Origin of the sequence: Paenibacillus sp. PvR133, assembly GCF_017833155.1 — a bacterium.
Taxonomy (GTDB): domain Bacteria; phylum Bacillota; class Bacilli; order Paenibacillales; family Paenibacillaceae; genus Paenibacillus; species Paenibacillus polymyxa_B.
In genome coordinates this window covers 4,241,054-4,259,914 of record NZ_JAFIBS010000001.1, presented here as the reverse complement: position 1 = coordinate 4,259,914, position 18,861 = coordinate 4,241,054, and the positions used below count along the sequence as shown (strand labels likewise).

The window sequence follows — 18,861 nt, the reverse complement described above, 5'->3', positions numbered from 1 at the left end:
TGGTAGATCATAATGGATACTGTGCATAATATTATTAAATCTATTACTGATATGGGAGCAACAGCTATTTTACCAATAATAATCACCGTATTAGGTCTAGTTTTTCGAATGAAAATTGGAAACGCTATCAAATCAGGCCTTTTAGTTGGGGTAGGCTTCTTAGGTTTAACATTAGTTGTTGGCTTGCTCAATTCCTCCCTAAAACCGGCAGTTGATTATTATGCAAAAATCGGTTCTGGATTTACAATTGCAGATATTGGATGGCCAGCTGTAGGGGCGGCATCTTGGGTGCCTCCTTTTGCAGCATTAGCAATTCCTCTTGGTTTAATTATTAATCTAGTATTAGTTCGACTTAGATGGACAAAAACGTTAAATGTGGATATATGGAATTACATGCATTTTCTAATTCCAGGAGCTTTGGCTTACTTTCTTTTTGACAGTTTCTGGTTAGGGTTGGTAGTAACATTGGTGATGTCTGTTATTGCTCTATTCGTTGGTGATTTAATTGCTTCAAAATGGCAAGAATACTTTGGTTTAGAAGGTACAACCTGCACAACTATTATTTATTCAGCTTGGGGTTATCCGATTGCCTGGCTGGTAAATAGAATCATTGATTTCATTCCTGGTTTAAATAAATTGGAGTTTTCTCTGAGTAAAATTAATAAAAAAATAGGCGTTCTCGGGGACCCAGTTATTATTGGATTTATTGTTGGATTAGTTTTAGGGGCAATTACTAAAAGACCTGTTACAGAGATTGTGACTATGGCCACAGGGATAGCTGGAGTTATGGTATTAATGCCTAAAGTTGTTGGAGTGATGATGGACGGGCTATCTCCAATTGGGAAATCGGCAAAAGACTTTATGATTAAACGCATGGGGAATAACTCCAATCTAAATGTGGGGATGGATATTGCGCTAGGCTTAGGCGATCCGACTACTATTACAACTACAGTCGTTTCTATTCCAATTGTTATGTTATTGGCACTCATTTTACCTGGAGTTCAGTTCTTTCCAATAGGACTGTTAATGTCTGTTACCTATATTTCTGTAATGTGTACGTTAACAAGTAAAGGAAATCTATTCCGTTCTATTGTGTCGACAGTAGTATTTTGTATTATCACATTTTATTTGGCAGGATTTGTTGCACCAGGTGCAACACAGATGCTTAACAGCGCAGGTGTCGAGTTAAAAGGTTTAGGGACAGATGTTACTTTTTCTGAGATATGGAACTTATTAATTTATTGGGTAAGCACTTTAGTTAAATAAAGACTAGAGAAGAGGAAAAATAATGAATCTGATTTTACCTTCAATATTTGCTGCAGATTTAATGAACTTAAAAAGTGAATGCGATGTTTTATATGAAGAAGGATTTCAAGTACTTCATGTAGATATGATGGACGGAAATTTCGTCCCTCATATCGCATTTGGTCCAGAACAAATTAAAAATATAAAAAAACAAGTGAATATGAAATTAGATGTTCACATGATGGTATCAGCCCCAGAGCAGCATATAGCGAGTGTGTTGGACACTGGAGCAGAAATGATATCAGTTCACTATGAATCAACTCCTCATATTCGTTTTGTCATTGATCAGATTAAGCAACATGGAAGGAAAGCAGGGATCGTCATTAATCCTGGGACGGACACCTTTTTATTGAAACCTTTTCTAAACATCATTGACTATGTTCTAGTTATGTCGATCAATCCAGGAAGACCTAATCAAGTTTTTATGGAAGAAACGATTGATAGAATAAGAGAACTGAAAGTAATGATAGGTCAACGAGATATTCAGATCGAAGTTGATGGTGGAGTCGATGAGAGTATAGCTAGTCAATGTATCGAAGCTGGAGCATCTTTGGTTGTCATCGGATCATATTTATTTTCGAATAACAAAGCACATGTGAAGAATTTGAAAAGTCTAGAACATGGAGAGAGAAAGGATGAGAGAAAATGAAATCATTAAAACTGTATGGTGCCAGAGACATACGTTTTGGAGGAGCGAAAAAACCTCAAATACTGGATGGAAAAGATGTCATTGTAAAAATAAAAGCATGTGGCATTTGTGGATCTGATATCTCTCGATATAAAAAATTGGGTGCAGTCACACCTGGTCAGGTATGGGGACATGAATTTGCAGGTGTTGTAGAACAAGTTGGCGATCAAGTAACAGATCTAAAAGTTGGAGACCATGTTGCTGGATGTCCAGCACTAATTGAAGAAGATGATTATTATTATCGAGCAGGTCAACCAGCTAGAGCGAATTCATTGCATGCAATAGGTGCTAAGGAACCTGGTGGATTCGCCGAATACATTAAACTCCCAGAGAAGAATTTAGTTAAAGTACCTGATGATTTGGATTTCGAATCAGCTTCTATGGTAGAACCTTCTACTGTAGTTTTACATGGGTATTATCGAACCAATCTATCGGTGGGCGACGATGTGGTCATTGTTGGAGCAGGGGGAACCATTGGGTTGTTTGCTGTTCAATGGGCAAAAATATTTGGCGCGAAAAAAGTAATTGCGGTTGATATTGATGATGAAAAACTTCAAATTGCGAAGGAATTAGGCGCCGATTATACGATAAATTCTCTGAATGAAGATGTTCTGACAAAGGTCGCTGAATATACGGATGGCATGAATGCAGATATTGTAGTTGAAGCAGCTGGAACGCCCCATACAGCAGCAACTGTGTTTGGTTACGCCAAAAAAGGCGGCGGAGTTGTGTTCCTAGGTATCCCTTATGCAGACGTTGCGATGGAAAGATTTTATTTTGAAAAAATCCTAAGAAGTGAGTTAACCGTGTGGGGATCATGGAGTTGTGTATCCGCACCATTCCCAGGTAAGGAATGGGCAACGACTGTTCACTTTATGCACAATAACAGATTAAATACTAAAAAAATGATTACACATCGTATACCGCTTGAAGAAGGTTCAGAAATGTTTGAACGATTAATGGAAAGAAAAGAACTTATCGGCAAGGTAATCATGTATCCAGAAAGCTGAAGGTGAACTTATGGACAAATTAATTAAACAAATGGAAGTCATTATGAAAGAATTAGAAAGAAGTATTTCCTTAATGAATGTTGGTGAAAGTGAACAAATTCTACAAGTCTTGTATAATACAAAGCGGATTTTCCTTGCTGGTTCAGGGAGATCAGGTTTAGCGATCCGTGCTTTCGCTAATCGACTGTTGCACTTAGGTAAAACGGTTTATATTGTTGGTGATATTACTACTCCAAGCATTCAAGCAGAGGATATTTTATTTATTGGTTCTGGTTCAGGAGAAACCGCTGGTCTAATAGTAAATGCAAAAAAAGCAAAGCAATCAGGAGCAAAGGTAATTCTTAATACAACGAATTCGCAGTCGACTTTGGGGAAACTAGCTGATTACATGCTTTTAATTAATGTTGACAATAAAGAAACGGATACTGATTTAATGGAATCTTCTATTCAACCAATGGGATCGGCATTTGAGCAATTAAGTCTTCTCTTGTATGATGCGATTGTTTTGGAATGGGTAGCTAATTTTAATGAAACCTATGATGACATGAAATTAAGACATGCTAATTTGGAATAAACGTTTGATTTGAGGCAGAACAAAATTTCGATTCTTCACAGAGCGCCTCCAAGAGCAAAGATTAAATTGAGTAATTTGAATACGACCTAAACTTGAAGCCTCTTATATAATCCTCTGGAGCTGTCAATATTATTATTAACAAGGAAGGAGGAGAGAGAGCCATGCAGCTTGATGATAGAAGCAGCAGCTTGCTGCAAGAATTGTTATCAAATCCAAGTGTGAAGAGTAAGAACTTGGAACATAAGTATGGTTTAAGCCGCAGGCAAATCAGTTACAGCCTTGAAAAAATCAATGACTGGTTAGAGGGCCAACGCCTACCAAAAATTGAACGGAATAAACAGGGTGTTTTTATTGTTGATGCTACTCTCTTCTCTGCTGTGCCTAATGAAGTAAACAAGCCTTCGACAAAAAAATATATTTTTTCTGAAGCAGAGCGAGTAGAACTTATTATTCTGATCCTACTGAGTCGTAGTGAAGAATTATCTTTATTTCATTTTACCAGTTCCATTTACGTAAGCAAGAATACCATACTAAATGATCTAAAAGCAGCACAAGAATTAGTCGAACCTTATGATCTTAGTATCCGTTATTCCCGGTTATCTGGTTACTCAATTGAGGGTGTTGAATTTCAAAAAAGAAAGTTATTGATTGATGTCGTTAACAAAATTCATCACATGTACAATGGGGAAAAATGGGTTCAACAGTTAGCAGAGATCACTGAAAAAGAAGTGCAACAGATTCATGAACGTCTTGAAAAGATTGAAAGCCATCTGAGCTTGAAATTTACAGATGATAAGATGAAAACTTTGCCGCATATCCTACTGATCTTGCTGCGAAGAATCAAACTTGGGAAAACAATAAATTCCTCTCATATTAGCTATGAAGAATTATCGGATACCAAGGAGTACCAAGCGGTTCAAGAACTACTATCGGATTTGGTGCATATCCCGACCGAGGAAAGATTATTCATCACACTGCAAATTCTTACGACGAATGTTTCCTCATCTGAGCTCCTTGGGGAAGACATTGTATCAGATTTAAATCAGGCATTGAAAAAGATGCTGGAGCGATTTGAGAAAATGTCCTGCATCCTCTTACAAGACAAAAAGCAGTTGTTGCATATGATCATGCTGCATATAAAACCTGCATATTATCGCATTAAATACAAACTTACTATTACTAATCCACTACAAGAAACAATTAATAGTGAATTCATAGAACTGCACCACCTTGTAAAAAAGTCAGCAAAACCTTTAGCTGATTACATTGGCTGTGATATTCCAGATAGTGAATGCACTTATTTAACGATGCTGATAGGCGGTTGGTTAACAAAGCAAGGAGACAGCATTCTGAGTAAAACAAAAGCAGTAGTGGTCTGCGCTAACGGAGTATCCGTTTCTAAGCTTTTACTAATTACTTTGAATGATTTATTTCCTGAATTCATTTTTTTGGATTCCTTATCTGTGAGAGAATTCAAGATGTATGATTTGGAATATGACATTGTTTTTTCTTCCGTATATCTGCAAACGAACAAACGACTATTTATAGTCAAGCCAATATTACAAAAGGAAGAAAAGATCTCTCTACGAAAACAAGTGATGGAATTATTGCATGGATTCACTCCATCTGAATTAAGTTTGAAAAATATTCTGGAGATCGTTGAGAAATATGCAACCGTTCAGAACAGGCAACTTCTTGCAAAGGAATTACAACACTACTTTACAAGCCATCACTCGTTGTCTTTCAAATCACAACCCGAATTACAAAAGACAAATTTGCATGACCTGATAACGCCGGCGAATATTACATTGCTTCCTTCAGTATCATCTTGGGAAGAGGCTATACGATTAGGGGCGCTACCGCTGCTGCTTCAAGGGAGTATCCAACCTTCTTATGTAGAAGCTATGATCCAACATTACGATGTGGAAGATCCGTATATCATTATTAGCCCAAATGTGGCAATTCCTCATGATAGTCCCGAAAGTGGGGTAAACGAAGTAGCTATGAGCTTGCTCCGTTTAGAGCAAGGCGTTGAATTTGCAAGAAATAGGCCGATAAACATCGTTATTATCATAGCCGCTGTCGATAAACAACAGCACTTAAGGGCATTGGTTCAGTTAATGAAACTTGTTGAAAGTAAAGATGATTGTGAAGCTATCATTCAAGCCCAAAGTGCAATGGATATCCATAGTATCATCAAAAAATATGGTACGGATTATTAAAAAGATATCTATGTTTTCCGATTTTTATAAAAGGGAGTAATTATTATGAGCGCAAAAACGATAAATGGACTCGTGTTTGATCAGGATTTAATTCAACTGCACGCACGTTACGATTCGAGGGAAGAGCTTATCAAAAGCTTTGGAAAAAAGATAGAAGAGAAAAATTATGCCAAAAAAGGATATACAGAATCTTTGCTTCAACGTGAAATCGAATATCCGACCGGAATCAACATGGGGACAATTGGAATAGCAATTCCACATACAAATAAAGAATTCGTTAACGAAACTGCTATTGCCGTTGCAGTTTTAGATAATAGCATAGAGTTCGAGGATATGGGGGGATCTGATGTAACTGTCAACGCAGAAATTGTAATGGTACTTGTAGTAAAAAATCCTAAGATGCACATCTCATTTTTAAAGAACTTAACAAGTTTGTTTCAAGAAGAAAAATTCGTTAAACGTTTTCAAAATGCAACTAATCCTGCCGAGATCGAGGAAATACTCTTGAAGTTGCTTTAATAGAGACACATAAAATAATGTTGTAAAATTAATTAAATTGGTTGATGGGACCGGATATGAAATTGCGACATATAACAATGATGGAAAACTGGATTTACAGCCAAATACAGATTATCATCTCAAAGTAGAAGCGCAAGGCAATATCACTAAGGTTTATTTGAACAATAAATTAGTTATCGACACAAAAGATCAAACTTATAAAGAAGGATACTTTGGTCTCAATGTATGGAATACAACGGCTTTTTTTAATGATGTTAAAGTGAAACTAAAACATAAAGATGAATGATTAAGAAAAGTTAAATAATGATATTTGTATCTCTATGGATTTAGTTTGTGTCGCCGCACAGCGACACAAACTTTTTTTAATTATTTGATCCATTTTCAGAGACAGAATACTTAATCCTGTTTGATTCAATGTACATCGACACAAAGTTTCCAATCAAAACTACCTTATAAAATCCAAGCTTAAGCAGGAAATTTGCAGAAACGGTTATGATTGAAGACGATACCTTCTATATATGGGGTGAAGAATGCATTGTAAGCAAAATATCAAGTGAGAAAGGCATAAAGTTGGAAGAGCAATTTTTGTTTGTATTTAATCGAATTGAACAAACCAAACATAACTTAATGATGGGGGCATTATCAATGAATAAGGAAGATGAGAAATTACTGCAATATTATCTGGAACTCAAAGGTCCGAATGCGGGGGAATGGAACTCTTCTCCACAGTGCCTTCACACACAGTTGGTGACAAGAGATTACGTAAAGAAGACATTCGATATTTTTGATGAAATCCAAGTATGTAATGTTGGTATCGGAACTGGAGATTGGGACGATTACCTTGGATATTGGCTTAAGGGAAGAGGTGGTTTAACCAGCATTGATATTGACGAAAGTATTTGCGAGATATTTGAGTATAGACAACAGAGGGAGCAGCATCCGAATCCATCAAAAGTTTTATGCAGGAGTATATTCGATTCCGATTTGCCTCAAGAAGCCTTTGATATTGTAACCCTAATTGGGTCCGCTATTAATGAAACAGGGGACTTCAAAAAATGCTTAGATTCGTGTTTTAGTTTAATCAAGCATGGGGGATATTTGATGTTTATGGCAAGTTTAAAATATACACCCGTTGAAATGTTAGAGGAATACATAAGTAATACTAAGTATCATATTGTGCAAAAAACTGTATACGAAGTGTTCCTTGAATATCCGTTTTTCATCAGCAAAATCAGAAAATAATCAGGCTAAGTGTAAATTGACTTAATGCAACCACTCTATTTGTATAGGCTTGGTTGCACAATCTTTGGTACTTCGCGAATAATTTTTCCTTTCATTTGCGATATAAAAGTTTTCATTTGTAAAGTGATTATATATATTCTTACCTTCAGTCAGTCATTTTCGTTGAAAGTTCTTTACCTCGGTTGGTGACGGTAAAGAACTTGCCAACGAGATCTGAAGGGGTTACCTATGAGAGCGATACCTTGCCCAACTCCGATGCAGTTCGGCATATTTCTGCGTGTTTGTCCCATATAATTTCCACCTTAGGCTTAGATTTTGTTCAATCAAGAATGAGGGTTGACACCTATATCGGGAACAAATATAATAAGGCTAATCAAAACACATGAACAATTGATCATATGTTTATATAAATTCAATTCGTTTCTTTCAAACTGTATAGAGAGGGAATGAAAAGTCGATCGAAACAGTGGAAAGGTATTATGACAAACCATTCAATTAGTTTAAGGAGAGGATAACGGTGTCCGTAAACAATCATGGTCATGACCATGGACATAACCATAAGCATGTACATACCAACAATAAAAAAGTACTCCTGATTTCATTCATCATTATTACGGTGTATATGATTATCGAAGCGGTTGGAGGTGTGATTACCAACAGTTTGGCTCTGCTTTCCGATGCGGGTCATATGTTGTCCGATTCCATCGCTTTAGGGGTGGCTTTGCTTGCATTCACATTTGGCTCCAAAGCTGTAAACACAGGGAAAACATACGGCTACAGGAGATTTGAAATTTTAGCTGCAGCCCTTAACGGTGTTACGTTGATCGGCATTTCACTTTACATTTTTTACGAGGCGATTGAGCGGTTTATGAATCCTCCGGAAGTAGCCACATTTGGCATGTTGATTATCAGTACCATCGGATTGCTTATAAATCTGTTGGTTGCGTGGATTATGATGCGTGGAAGTGACACCAAGGAAAACCTGAATATGCGCAGTGCCTATTTGCACGTACTCAGTGATATGCTGGGGTCAGTTGGCGCCATTGCCGCAGCTCTTATGATGATGTTTTTTGGCTTGGGCTGGGCAGATCCGCTTGCTAGTGTCGTTGTCGCGGGACTTGTTTTACGTAGCGGTTACTTTGTCACAAAATCGTCCTTGCATGTTTTGATGGAAGGGACGCCCGAAAATGTTGATATGAACGAAATTGTCAATTCGATCCGAAGGGTAGATGGTGTTAAGGGAGTCCATGATGTACACATTTGGTCCATTACAAGCAGCATGAACGCTCTTACTGCTCATGTTGTCGTTAACGGAGAAAAATCGATCTATGAAACCGAAGTGATTCTAAAAAAAATCAAACACATGCTGGAACACAAAGAAATCTGGCACGTGACCTTACAAGTTATGTCCGAACGGCATGCTCACGATAGCTCGATTTTATGTACCGTCAAAGCCGATGTGACGGATGCGCATGCTCATCATCACCATTGATGGACACGGAATCGTCAACATCAACCGCTGTAGACGAAATGAATTTATTCCCCCACAAGCGGCCTCTCCACTCCATAGTGTGATGAGGCTGTTCTGCTACTTATGGAAACAAAGTCAATCAAATTAAGATGACTTGTATAATGAGTTTTTAATAAAAGGTGTCTGGCCTACATTCAAGTTCGGAACTAATTCTTACTAAAATAGTATCTCAGTGTAATAAAAAAAGTACTTTTATCTAACTGGAATGTTATAAAAACTCAGTCTCAAAGGATGTTATAACCCATACTACTGCGAGTATTACGGCAGGCCAGTAAACAAGCTGGAGCTGCTGTTTCGCTTGCTGTTTTTGCAGATCCTATACAATCTCTTGGATAACCGAATGATTTAGGAAGCCAAAGTGAATCTGGCTTACAAGTGGTTCATCGGATTAATCCGGAGGATCCGCTGACAGATCGAGTTTGACCTTAGAGATACGTTCAAGAAATGGATCAAGCGCAGGCCGATCATTCAACACAAAAACGTGGAGGTGAAGAGATTCGGTATGGATACAGCCCCAGGTACTAGGGTCTCTTTCGTATGTGATTACAATCCTACCTCACCAAGTTCGTTGTAAACGCGAAACGGAGGTGAAGCTAATAGAGTAAAAGCAGTCCATCTTCGGGTAGAGGATGGGCTACTTTTTTCGTCTCATCGTATCCATTTTTCCTGTCTGAGCTTTCATAACTATATAAGCGAGGGTTTGCAGGAATCTCCTAATTCGGGGCTGTTTTTACGTTATTGATGGTAGGTGAAATGGTGAACCGTTTTTGGGGGAGTGTTGCCCTCATTCAAATCTCTTTCTGCTATTTGGAAGCTACATCCATCGATACTCAGGAAAAGTTTGTCTTTAGCTTTCGGGGATATTTAGATAATTAACAAGCCTGTTTTTTATTGTATTTGTTAAGCTGGGATGAAAAAGTGTCCATCAGTTTTTTCATATACGGGTATAATGATGACGAAAATGAAAAGGGAGGAGATTAAGATTAATTATAAAGATATATACAATTTACATATTCAGCTTCTTGATATATATGAGAGGAACTAACAGGATCGCTATCCTTATCAAAAGGATATTAATTTTTATAAACGACAGCTCAACTTTTTTTGTGAAAATATTGTACAAAAGATTTTTGTTTTAAACCAACTAATAAAAATTTATGAGAAGAATAGAGAGCCTAAAATTAAGTGGTGCTCAGAGACTTATTATTCAAAACAACATGAGGATATTGAAAAAGTAACAGATTGAAAGATGTTAAGACCAGTGGGTGGTTTCATTTCAGCGTAATTGAAATATCGTTCTACATGAATAAATAGACATGCCAAAGCGAAATATTCAAGAAAAGCAAAATCACAGATGAGTTCCCAGTTTGGGATTTGATTCTGTGATTTATCTTATTTCACGAGCGGAAAAATGTTTAAATTGGAGGCTATTACAAAGAAAATATAACGAAAATTACCGCTAGAAGCAGGCTAAATTGCTGCTCAAGAGCCTGTTTCTACAAGTAGTCACCATAGTTTAGACCTGCAGGAGAAGTTAACCTCGTATGCAAAAGATTAAATCAGATCTACAACAATCTCTCGCCAGTATTGCTAAGTAAAAAGGGACGAAGCGGGCTATCGTAAAGCTTAGCAATAAATCCAATTACTAACTCGGGTATCGTTTCTTTGTCCTCTGAGAAATGAATACGAACCCATTTCTCAGAATCCAGGCGAAGATTAGGGAGTTTGATCACTTCATCTGGATCCTAAAAGTCTGGGTATACCAGATAAACCAAAGCCAGTAGCTCCGTTTTCCTTGGCTGTGGAATAGGGCGGTTATTATCTTTTTTTTCCATATGGGCTTTATTTAATCTTGGCAGCAATATGGTGTGGATTACTTGAGTTTGAAGACACGCCCTAGTTAATTAAAATCTTAAATAAGTTGAATCTTTAGCCGTTGATATAAATCAAAAGGTCTTCGGATTTTTGGTTTAAGAACAAAATAGACTTAGTAGTTTAAACGGGAAAGTAATACAGGTGCTGTAAATTGAACTTAAGTTCTATTCTGAGATATAAAGATTAGATATAATGTACACACCAAATATCGTACCCCGGAGTTCTAAATACGGTAATAATTATTGGACTTCACTCGGACCTAAAGTGGGGATGAGGGAGGTCACGCTTTATAGTGATCTAGAATTTGACCATTGGATACGAATTGAAACTACGCCAGATGTGGAAACTTATTGTGAACAATATCCTAAAATCAGCTATGTTTTTAATGGTGAGCTACATACAAGTATTTTTGATATGTGGGTTCAGATGAAAAATGGAACTATAAAATGTTGTGAGGTTAAATATGAATCCGAGTTAAATGCTGAAAATCCACGTAACTCTCGAACATTGAAACAAATAGAGGCACAGAAAATTTGGTGCGATAATAATGGAATTTTGCATGAAATTGTTACAGACAAAGATCTAAGAAAGAACTACTTAGAGTTGGAAAATAGATTAAAGATTATCTCTGTCGTGAAAAATAACGCCCAACCTAAATGTACCGAGGAGATCATAAAAATTTTAACTTCTGAGCGGCTAAGCTTAAAAACATTGACTGAGCAGTCCAACATCCCCTTTAAAGATATTCATGATGCATGTATATGGCTTTTTTACAGAGGAATTATTGATGTAAATATTAATGAATGTATTATTTCCACGCAAACGGAGGTGCAGTTGAATGAGTCGAGTGAAAGTTTTTGATAGAGGCGGCTTGTCACAAACTCAAATGGATCGTGACCTTTGGTTTAAAGTAGATGAGACGTTGCTTAACGAAGAGAAAAGAATATTATTTCTAAAGCGAAAAGAAGCAATCGATCTTTATGTAAACAATGAGAAGAGTCTGAAGGAAATCTTTTCATGCACGGGTATCGATCGTAGAAATTTGATACGTTTATATAATCGTTGTATTTCTTACGATGAAAATGCTCTTCCATGGGGGTATAGAGCCCTGATACCGGGCAAAAATATAAAAAAATATGAATTAGACCCACTATCTAAAAAAAGTAATGTATCAAGAAAAACAGGGGAATTCAAGTTATTACTTGATAAATATCCACAAATTAGAGATGAAATAGATGACTTGTTTTTTGGTCGAAAAAAAAGTTAACTGAACCAGTTATGAAACCTAAATACATACATAAAAAATTTGTGGATAGATGCAAAGAAGCAGGTATTCCTAGAAGTTCTTATCCATTTAACACTGATACTTTGGGGTATAGATCGCTATGTAGATACTTAGAGAACCTTAGGGATATTCACTTTGGCAAGGCTGCTTCGCGATTCGGACATGATGCTGAACAAAAAGCTAAAAATTCGGGGGTAGGCCAACAGAATTATCCTCAAAATATAACCCCTTATCAAAAGGTTGAGTTTGATGGCCATAGAATTGACGGCATTTTTGTTATAAAGGTGAAAACATTGGAAGGAGATGACGCAGTTTTAACTTTAGACAGACTTTGGCTATTGAGTTTTACAGACCGCGCAACTCGAAACGTTATTGGAAGACCTCACATTTGTCTTAACAAGGAGTATAACGCAAGTGATGTAATGATCGCTGCCAAAAAAGCGATTATGCCATTTAAGAAAAAGAATTTAACAATAGACGGTCTGTCATATCAGCCAACAGGGGGATACCCATCTGAACAATTTCCTGAGATTGAATGGGCGGTATGGGATGTCATTTATTTTGACAATGCCAAATCTCATCTTGCTCAAATGGTTAGGGAACGCTTAAGCAATTTAATAGGATGTACAACTTGTATTGGTGCAGTTGATAGGCCAATGAGACGTTCTTTCATTGAAAGATTTCATAATACCTTTACTTCCAGTAGTATTCAACGGATGGCAAATACCACCGGAAGTCATCCAAAAGATCCCCGTAGGAAAGATCCTGAAAAAATGGCCATCCGTTATGAAATGACATTTGAACATTTAGAGGAAATCGTCGATGTTGTTATTTCAAATTATAATGGCACTCCACACGGGGCATTGTTTTATAATTCACCACTTGAAGCACTGGATCAAAGACTCAAGAAAGGAATGAAACCCAGATTGTTAAATGAATCAAAGCGTACAGAATTTCTGTTTACACAAGTCGAACAACCTAGAACTATTCGAGGTAGTATTTCCTCGGGAAAGCGTCCTTACATCGAATATATGGGAGTTGAATACCGTAATGAATTACTAGTAAAATCTGCTCATTTAATTGGTACAAAGGTTAATGTACACATAAATGTAGATGATCTTCGTACGATCAGAGTGTTTCTCCCAGATGGTAGTGAGTTTGGAGAGCTCGTTGCGGCTGGTAAATGGTCATTAACACCGCATACTTTACAGATACGAAAAGCCATTAATCTGCTAAAAAAGAATAAACTCATTCATTTTACACAGTGGGACGATCCGATTTTTGTTTACCATGAATATCTAATCGCAAAAGAAACGGAAAAGAAGAAAGGCTCAGGAAATCGAATAGCAAAAGTCCAACAAGTTATTCGACAAGCAGTAGAAGAAAGTAATTCCCCGAATCAAAATAAGTTATTAGCTCAAGAACATAAAAATTTAGCAGAACTAGATAAAGCAAGAGAATTACAAGAAAAGATTCTGGTCCAAAAAACATCAACCTCTACAAAAAGGTACAAAACCATTACTTATTAGAAAGGAGTGCTTAACAATGAAAAGACCAAATATTATACCTGGAACACATCCAATTGAGCAGGGGCAATATGTTCTTCCTACCATTGAGATAACCAGGTTGATGGATAAGATTATTCAGATTATTAAAGATGGTGGGCCGGGAATGATTGTTTATGGTCGCCCCCGTTTAGGGAAGACTAGAGCAACAATGTTCGCTGTTAACTATTTACCATCAGAATTGGAAACCCCGATTCCTGTACTTGTTGCAGACTGCAAAAGCTATAGAGTACCTAGTCCAGAAAAGTTTTTTAGAGACATGTTGTCAGACTTCTCCTTTGGCTTTAATAGTAAAAAAGATGAAATTGTGCTACGCAATCAAATTGTGAATTTGATGCATGAAAAAGCTGAACATTCAAACCTTCGCAGAATTGTTTTGATTATGGATGAAGCTCAAAAAATGACGGAATGGCAATATGATTGCTTAATTGATATCTCTAATCAACTAGTACGTAGGAATATTAGAATGACTACAATATCGATTGGACAAGAACAACTGGTCAATCGGAGATCTTTTTTTCTGGCTAATGAAAAAGCACATATTGTAGGCCGGTTTATGGCATCTGAGTATCGTTTTAAGGGAGTTCAGGCTTCAACCGAGATGGAGTTTGTATTACAGAGCTATGATGAATCCGAGTTTCCGGAAGACAGTGGCTGGTACTACACTAAGTATTACTTTCCCCAGGCTTTTAACTCAGGGAGAAGACTGTCTGAGTTTTCATCTAGTTTGTTCAATCTCTTTTTAGAAATACGGCAAGAGTTTGGCCTCTCCGGTAAGTTTGAAATACCCATGGAGTATATAGCATTTACCGTCGAAAATGCATTGAAAATTAATGGCTCTAACGGTAAAGGTTCCGAATGGCTCTCAATGCATCAGTGGAGAGAAGCAATTAACAGATCTGGTTATATCGAATCTGAAATTTATATGGCCTTGGCCAGAAAGAAGGCTAATTAATGTTCATTGTATGGAGAAAAGAATGGATGAATGAATACGAGTCACCTTGGTCAATATTTGAAAAAGTAAGTTTAGCCAATCATATAAACCGCACTGAAATTCTGAAAACGCTGGGTAATGCAGAAGTAAAAAAGATTAAAAAAAATGTTTTGACTGATTCTAGAAGAGAACTAATTAAATTAAGTGGATTTGATTTAAACACATTGAAACAATATTTGGGAGTAGATTTATCCGTTCTCAACAAATCTGTAATATCAAATCTTCTAAAGCCAGTGGAGTATTATCAAGAACCTATTTCTACTTGGTTTCCTCAATCACTAAATTGGTGTCCAGAATGTATTAAAGGAGGATATCATAGTTGGTTACATCAATTCTCGTTGTTTCATTGTTGCCCGATTCATCAAATTAAACTATTGAGTTCGTGTCCAAAGTGCTTAAATCGGATTCCTTTCCTACTTAGCGATTTAGCACTAAACGAGCCATTTACCTGTAAGTGTGGATTTAAGCTAGCCGATATCGGTAGCACCCCTTGGTCACAATGGAAAATGAAGGTAGAGATAGCGGATGTTCCAGTTTCTAAATGGATAGCACAAGGGAAGAGAGATGATTCTAATCGGTTGCTTTTTTCACCTCTAGTTAGTTCAATCCAACATTTTACTCTGGAACCTAAAATTCAATCTAAGTGTTTTTTTAATGTGAAAGTTACCTCAACTCAAGATTACTCATATAGAGATGAGTTTAAAAATGATTTATATAAGCAAAATTGTAGATGTTTCAAAACTATAGATCATTATGTTAGAAAGAAATTCATCAAAAAACATCTTAAATGTATACTAATGCTTCAAGAACTTAGAAAAAATGAAAATGAAGAGTTTCCTCCCATTTGTCCATATGCCTATGCATATGTATTCTGGAAGCAAACTTTATTAGGGAGAGAGCATTTTTACAATAATCTAGTTATTTCTAGAAGAAGACCCGGTATAACTGTTGCAACTGAACTTATAGAGGACATCATAGATGACTACAAAAATAGGCTCTTTGCTCATACCAATCTGTCTATATATGATAGCAGAGAAATGTTTCACTGGGTAATAAATCGTGTGACATCTGAACTATGTCTCAATTATTTTTACGAATGGCTTAAAATAGCGGTGGAAGGAGCCGAACAAATTAGTGTTCCGAATCGAGATAAATTAGATATTATGTTACAGAATAGTATTCCTATAGCAATTCTTAAACACAACTCTGATGTGAGTCAGAAACAAAAGATCGAAATCATTTTGGGAAATGAGATAAGATTCTTGTCATTTATGAGATAAAGTTCTTGTCATCCGACATCACGAGAGGAAAATCGTACTGTTATGCGTTTCTCTATAAACATATTCACAAAACTCGTATTTTGTACATATGTAAATAAATCGGTTTTACCCCTTGTTTTTAAGGTTTTTGCCGTTCTTGTACGTTGACACAAAATTCCCTACTAAAATGACACAAAGTTCCCTACTTTAGTAGTTAAATCATACTTTTGAGTGACTTAGTTCTTTTTCTCCAAGCGAATGAGGTCATTTTTTTTATTTATCAAGCTAAGTAGGTAACTTTGTGTCACTTACTTGACGCGCTCTACATCACTTATCCATATTATTGACTGCCTTCCTCATTTCCTCATCTGTTAAATGTGTATAGATCATTGTCGTTTGTATTGAAGAGTGACCTAATTGGTTTCTCAACCTGGGCACATCATTGTTCTCTAGATGATATCGCGTTGCAAATGAATGCCTCAGAGAGTGCACGGTTAAAGCTGGCTTTCCAAAAGCTGTAGCATATTTTTCGATCAGTTTCTCTATAGATCGCTGAGTTAAGCGTCGGCTTTTTCCTTTACGACCTATGGGAGCTGCAATAAACAAAAAGCTTTCGTTTTTTTCTGGGATATATCTGGATTCTCTAATCTGCAGATAATTCTCTAAATCTAGTAACGCTTGCTTGCTGAAATACACGTATTGTTCTTTATTGCCTTTTCGTATAACACGCACCAAAGCCTTATTCATATCCAAATCTTCAATGTTAATACCTGCTACCTCAGATAGCCTAAGACCAGAACCTAAAATGATGGAAACAATGGCTGTATCTCGTTCACGGTTAAATTGATGGAAATTGAAAATACGCTTATTCTCTTTATTGATTTCTCCGAAATCATGAGCTATAAACTGCCTAAATGACTCAAAATCGTCCTCCCTAAGAATTTTCCCATCAATACGATTGGCAATGGTTTCTTGGCTTTCTTTAACCACATTTAAATCCATTTTGGCCATAACATTGCGCTGAATATATGGCTTTAAGTCACTTGTTTCAGCTTTGTTCTGTAAGTAATCAAATAAGGATTTCAGTGAGGACAACTTGCGATTAATGGTTAGCTTGGTATTGCAAAGTTGATACTCCAAAAAAGATAAGAAATTTTCCACTTCACGAATCGTTAGTTTCTCCAAAGTAGCTAATTTAATGTTTTTACGGCTATCTTCAGTAAAATTTTCTGCAACTAACCAATCAAAAAAAATAATATAGTCATGGCAATAGTTCAGAAGCGTTGTGGGAGAAAGTTTTCGTTTTCTGCTATCAATAAATTCCGTAATAAACCACGGAAGATCAGACAATTTATCATCGATTCGATTCATGTAATGCATTTTCATTTGTTTATCCATATATGTATAACCTCCGTAAATTATTATACTTCAGCTATAAATATTCGTCAAAACAGTATTTTACGTAATTATATGTAACGTCGTATTAGCCTGTTTAACTAATCATTATTATCAGGCAGGCTATATAATATTTTGTATATGCTAAAAGCCCTCGCTCAAGTCAAACGAGGGCTAAATCTCTCATATGCATTTATAATCAATAGTGATACTTCCTACGATAAGAAAGTATTTACGATTGGAGTTTACCGATTACTTAATACCAGCTGCCAACTCATCAACCACTTCTTGTACAGTTTGGATCTTCTTGATTGACGTAATCCCGGTACCGACAGTGATAATACCACCTTCGCCGTTACCTTCAAGCATACCGATACGGAGTGCACCAGAACCACCCTCAAGTTTAGCAATTTCTTCACGGGATGCGCCTTGTTTGTCCATAGCTACCAATTTTTCAGCAAATGGTGTAGGCAACGAACGGTAGTAAGCTGGCAAAGTACGGTACAACAATAAATCTGCAGCAGATGAATCCACAATCATTTGCTTTACTGATTGTGCTGCCGGGCTTTCAACAGTAGGAATAAAACGACTTCCTAAAAAGACACCTTCTGCCCCCAATTCAAAGGCGCTTGCAACACCGCGAGCATCACCAATTCCACCAGCTGCAATAACTGGAATATCAAGCACGTCAACGATCATAGGTGTTATTGTAAACGTACCAATGATACTTGATGGCAATGTTCCACCCTCATCAAACCCAGTAACAACATAAATATCAACACCCATAGCTTGAGCAGCCTTGGCATCTTCAATAGTTGGATTCAACGGACGGTAAACAATCTTAATTCCCGCTTCCTTTAACGGGGTAATAATCTTTTCAGTTAGCGTTCCTTCAACGCCATTTAGAAGAGCAACTTGCACACCTTCTGCAATGACAATTTCTAAAATTGGCCAAGTGTATTTCAAATCTCCACCAACAATCAAAGTTGAACCAAATGGTTTATCCGTCAGTTCCTTTGTCTTACGGATCTCACGGCGCATACGTTCTGCGGTTTCCTCTGGAGAGGCTGTAACTGTCTTTTGACCGGCATTAGGACCGAGAATCCCTAAACCGCCCGCATTACTCATGGCAGCAACAAATTCAGCATTCGTAATCCAATTCATAGGTCCTTGTAAAATGGGTTTTTCAATACCAAGAATATCTGTTACACGATTTTTCATAATTATTATCCTCTCTTTAGCACCATATAGTCGCAATACTGCAAAGCTTAATTAGTCTCCTCTACGGGTTATGTTACAATAATCACTAGCCTGCTAATTATATAAATTAGTTAGCAGCCTTGGCACCATCATAAGTCCGTACATTTCATTTGCAAAGAAGGCAATCTAAATGAACA

16 protein-coding genes are annotated in these 18,861 nt (G+C 36.8%); 14 read left to right on the top strand and 2 right to left on the bottom strand.

From position 1 onward, the window contains the following. The first annotated feature begins 12 nt into the window (after positions 1-12). From JOE49_RS18475 to JOE49_RS18410, 14 genes are all read left to right on the top strand, one after another. A complete protein-coding gene (locus JOE49_RS18475) occupies positions 13-1,266 on the top strand; it encodes a PTS transporter subunit IIC (RefSeq protein ID WP_023988790.1) in 1,254 nt (417 codons plus the stop codon). A gap of 22 nt (positions 1,267-1,288) precedes the next feature. Beyond that, positions 1,289-1,954 carry a ribulose-phosphate 3-epimerase gene (rpe, locus tag JOE49_RS18470; RefSeq protein WP_053325504.1) on the top strand — a complete coding sequence of 222 codons (666 nt, stop codon included), beginning with the start codon at positions 1,289-1,291 and terminating at the stop codon, positions 1,952-1,954. Continuing rightward, positions 1,951-3,003 (top strand): galactitol-1-phosphate 5-dehydrogenase, encoded by a 1,053-nt coding sequence (locus JOE49_RS18465; RefSeq protein ID WP_209942328.1) that lies wholly within the window; start codon positions 1,951-1,953, stop codon positions 3,001-3,003. The genes rpe and JOE49_RS18465 overlap by 4 nt, the downstream gene beginning before the upstream one ends. Positions 3,004-3,013: 10 nt before the next feature. Continuing rightward, positions 3,014-3,577 carry a 6-phospho-3-hexuloisomerase gene (gene hxlB / locus JOE49_RS18460; protein WP_025722481.1) on the top strand — a complete coding sequence of 188 codons (564 nt, stop codon included), beginning with the start codon at positions 3,014-3,016 and terminating at the stop codon, positions 3,575-3,577. A 161-nt stretch (positions 3,578-3,738) separates the two neighbouring features. Next, positions 3,739-5,799 (top strand): BglG family transcription antiterminator, encoded by a 2,061-nt coding sequence (locus tag JOE49_RS18455; protein WP_209942326.1) that lies wholly within the window; start codon positions 3,739-3,741, stop codon positions 5,797-5,799. A 45-nt stretch (positions 5,800-5,844) separates the two neighbouring features. Further along, positions 5,845-6,318 carry a PTS sugar transporter subunit IIA gene (locus tag JOE49_RS18450; protein WP_023988785.1) on the top strand — a complete coding sequence of 158 codons (474 nt, stop codon included), beginning with the start codon at positions 5,845-5,847 and terminating at the stop codon, positions 6,316-6,318. A 37-nt stretch (positions 6,319-6,355) separates the two neighbouring features. After that, positions 6,356-6,604 carry a DUF6250 domain-containing protein gene (locus JOE49_RS18445; protein WP_028541584.1) on the top strand — a complete coding sequence of 83 codons (249 nt, stop codon included), beginning with the start codon at positions 6,356-6,358 and terminating at the stop codon, positions 6,602-6,604. A 206-nt stretch (positions 6,605-6,810) separates the two neighbouring features. Beyond that, positions 6,811-7,560, top strand: coding sequence for a class I SAM-dependent methyltransferase (locus JOE49_RS18440; RefSeq protein ID WP_245248416.1), 750 nt, complete (start codon positions 6,811-6,813; stop codon positions 7,558-7,560). Positions 7,561-8,077: 517 nt separating this feature from the next. After that, on the top strand, positions 8,078-9,052 hold the full coding sequence (locus tag JOE49_RS18435) for a cation diffusion facilitator family transporter (RefSeq protein ID WP_209942324.1): 975 nt from the start codon (positions 8,078-8,080) through the stop codon (positions 9,050-9,052). A 2,106-nt stretch (positions 9,053-11,158) separates the two neighbouring features. Then, complete coding sequence (locus tag JOE49_RS18430) at positions 11,159-11,827, top strand: TnsA endonuclease N-terminal domain-containing protein (RefSeq protein ID WP_023988764.1); 669 nt, start codon at positions 11,159-11,161, stop codon at positions 11,825-11,827. After that, the gene (locus tag JOE49_RS18425) at positions 11,805-12,233 is read left to right on the top strand and encodes a hypothetical protein (RefSeq protein WP_209942322.1); all 429 of its coding nucleotides are present in this window, start codon (positions 11,805-11,807) and stop codon (positions 12,231-12,233) included. Before JOE49_RS18430 ends, JOE49_RS18425 begins: the two co-directional genes overlap by 23 nt. 11 nt (positions 12,234-12,244) lie before the next feature. Next, a complete protein-coding gene (locus JOE49_RS18420) occupies positions 12,245-13,780 on the top strand; it encodes a hypothetical protein (protein WP_209942320.1) in 1,536 nt (511 codons plus the stop codon). 16 nt (positions 13,781-13,796) lie between these two features. Beyond that, on the top strand, positions 13,797-14,771 hold the full coding sequence (locus JOE49_RS18415; RefSeq protein WP_023988766.1) for an ATP-binding protein: 975 nt from the start codon (positions 13,797-13,799) through the stop codon (positions 14,769-14,771). Continuing rightward, a complete protein-coding gene (locus JOE49_RS18410) occupies positions 14,771-16,090 on the top strand; it encodes a TniQ family protein (RefSeq protein ID WP_209942318.1) in 1,320 nt (439 codons plus the stop codon). Before JOE49_RS18415 ends, JOE49_RS18410 begins: the two co-directional genes overlap by 1 nt. A gap of 306 nt (positions 16,091-16,396) precedes the next feature. Here the strand turns inward: JOE49_RS18410 and xerS are convergent, their stop codons facing one another. Continuing rightward, the gene (gene xerS, locus JOE49_RS18405; RefSeq protein ID WP_209942316.1) at positions 16,397-17,467 is read right to left on the bottom strand and encodes a tyrosine recombinase XerS; all 1,071 of its coding nucleotides are present in this window, start codon (positions 17,465-17,467) and stop codon (positions 16,397-16,399) included. A 249-nt stretch (positions 17,468-17,716) separates the two neighbouring features. Next, a complete protein-coding gene (locus tag JOE49_RS18400) occupies positions 17,717-18,685 on the bottom strand; it encodes an NAD(P)H-dependent flavin oxidoreductase (protein ID WP_209942314.1) in 969 nt (322 codons plus the stop codon). Positions 18,686-18,861: the final 176 nt, after the last annotated feature.

Excerpts from the sequence above, each read along its gene's own strand:
- hxlB (WP_025722481.1), top strand. The coding sequence starts at position 3,014 with ATGGACAAATTAATTAAACAAATGGAAGTCATTATGAAAGAATTAGAA.
- JOE49_RS18415 (WP_023988766.1), top strand. The coding sequence starts at position 13,797 with ATGAAAAGACCAAATATTATACCTGGAACACATCCAATTGAGCAGGGG.
- xerS (WP_209942316.1), bottom strand. The coding sequence starts at position 17,467 with ATGGATAAACAAATGAAAATGCATTACATGAATCGAATCGATGATAAA.
- JOE49_RS18455 (WP_209942326.1), top strand. The coding sequence starts at position 3,739 with ATGCAGCTTGATGATAGAAGCAGCAGCTTGCTGCAAGAATTGTTATCA.
- JOE49_RS18450 (WP_023988785.1), top strand. The coding sequence starts at position 5,845 with ATGAGCGCAAAAACGATAAATGGACTCGTGTTTGATCAGGATTTAATT.
- JOE49_RS18410 (WP_209942318.1), top strand. The coding sequence starts at position 14,771 with ATGTTCATTGTATGGAGAAAAGAATGGATGAATGAATACGAGTCACCT.
- JOE49_RS18465 (WP_209942328.1), top strand. The coding sequence starts at position 1,951 with ATGAAATCATTAAAACTGTATGGTGCCAGAGACATACGTTTTGGAGGA.
- JOE49_RS18400 (WP_209942314.1), bottom strand. The coding sequence starts at position 18,685 with ATGAAAAATCGTGTAACAGATATTCTTGGTATTGAAAAACCCATTTTA.
- JOE49_RS18425 (WP_209942322.1), top strand. The coding sequence starts at position 11,805 with ATGAGTCGAGTGAAAGTTTTTGATAGAGGCGGCTTGTCACAAACTCAA.
- JOE49_RS18440 (WP_245248416.1), top strand. The coding sequence starts at position 6,811 with ATGATTGAAGACGATACCTTCTATATATGGGGTGAAGAATGCATTGTA.
- JOE49_RS18475 (WP_023988790.1), top strand. The coding sequence starts at position 13 with ATGGATACTGTGCATAATATTATTAAATCTATTACTGATATGGGAGCA.
- JOE49_RS18430 (WP_023988764.1), top strand. The coding sequence starts at position 11,159 with ATGTACACACCAAATATCGTACCCCGGAGTTCTAAATACGGTAATAAT.
- rpe (WP_053325504.1), top strand. The coding sequence starts at position 1,289 with ATGAATCTGATTTTACCTTCAATATTTGCTGCAGATTTAATGAACTTA.
- JOE49_RS18420 (WP_209942320.1), top strand. The coding sequence starts at position 12,245 with ATGAAACCTAAATACATACATAAAAAATTTGTGGATAGATGCAAAGAA.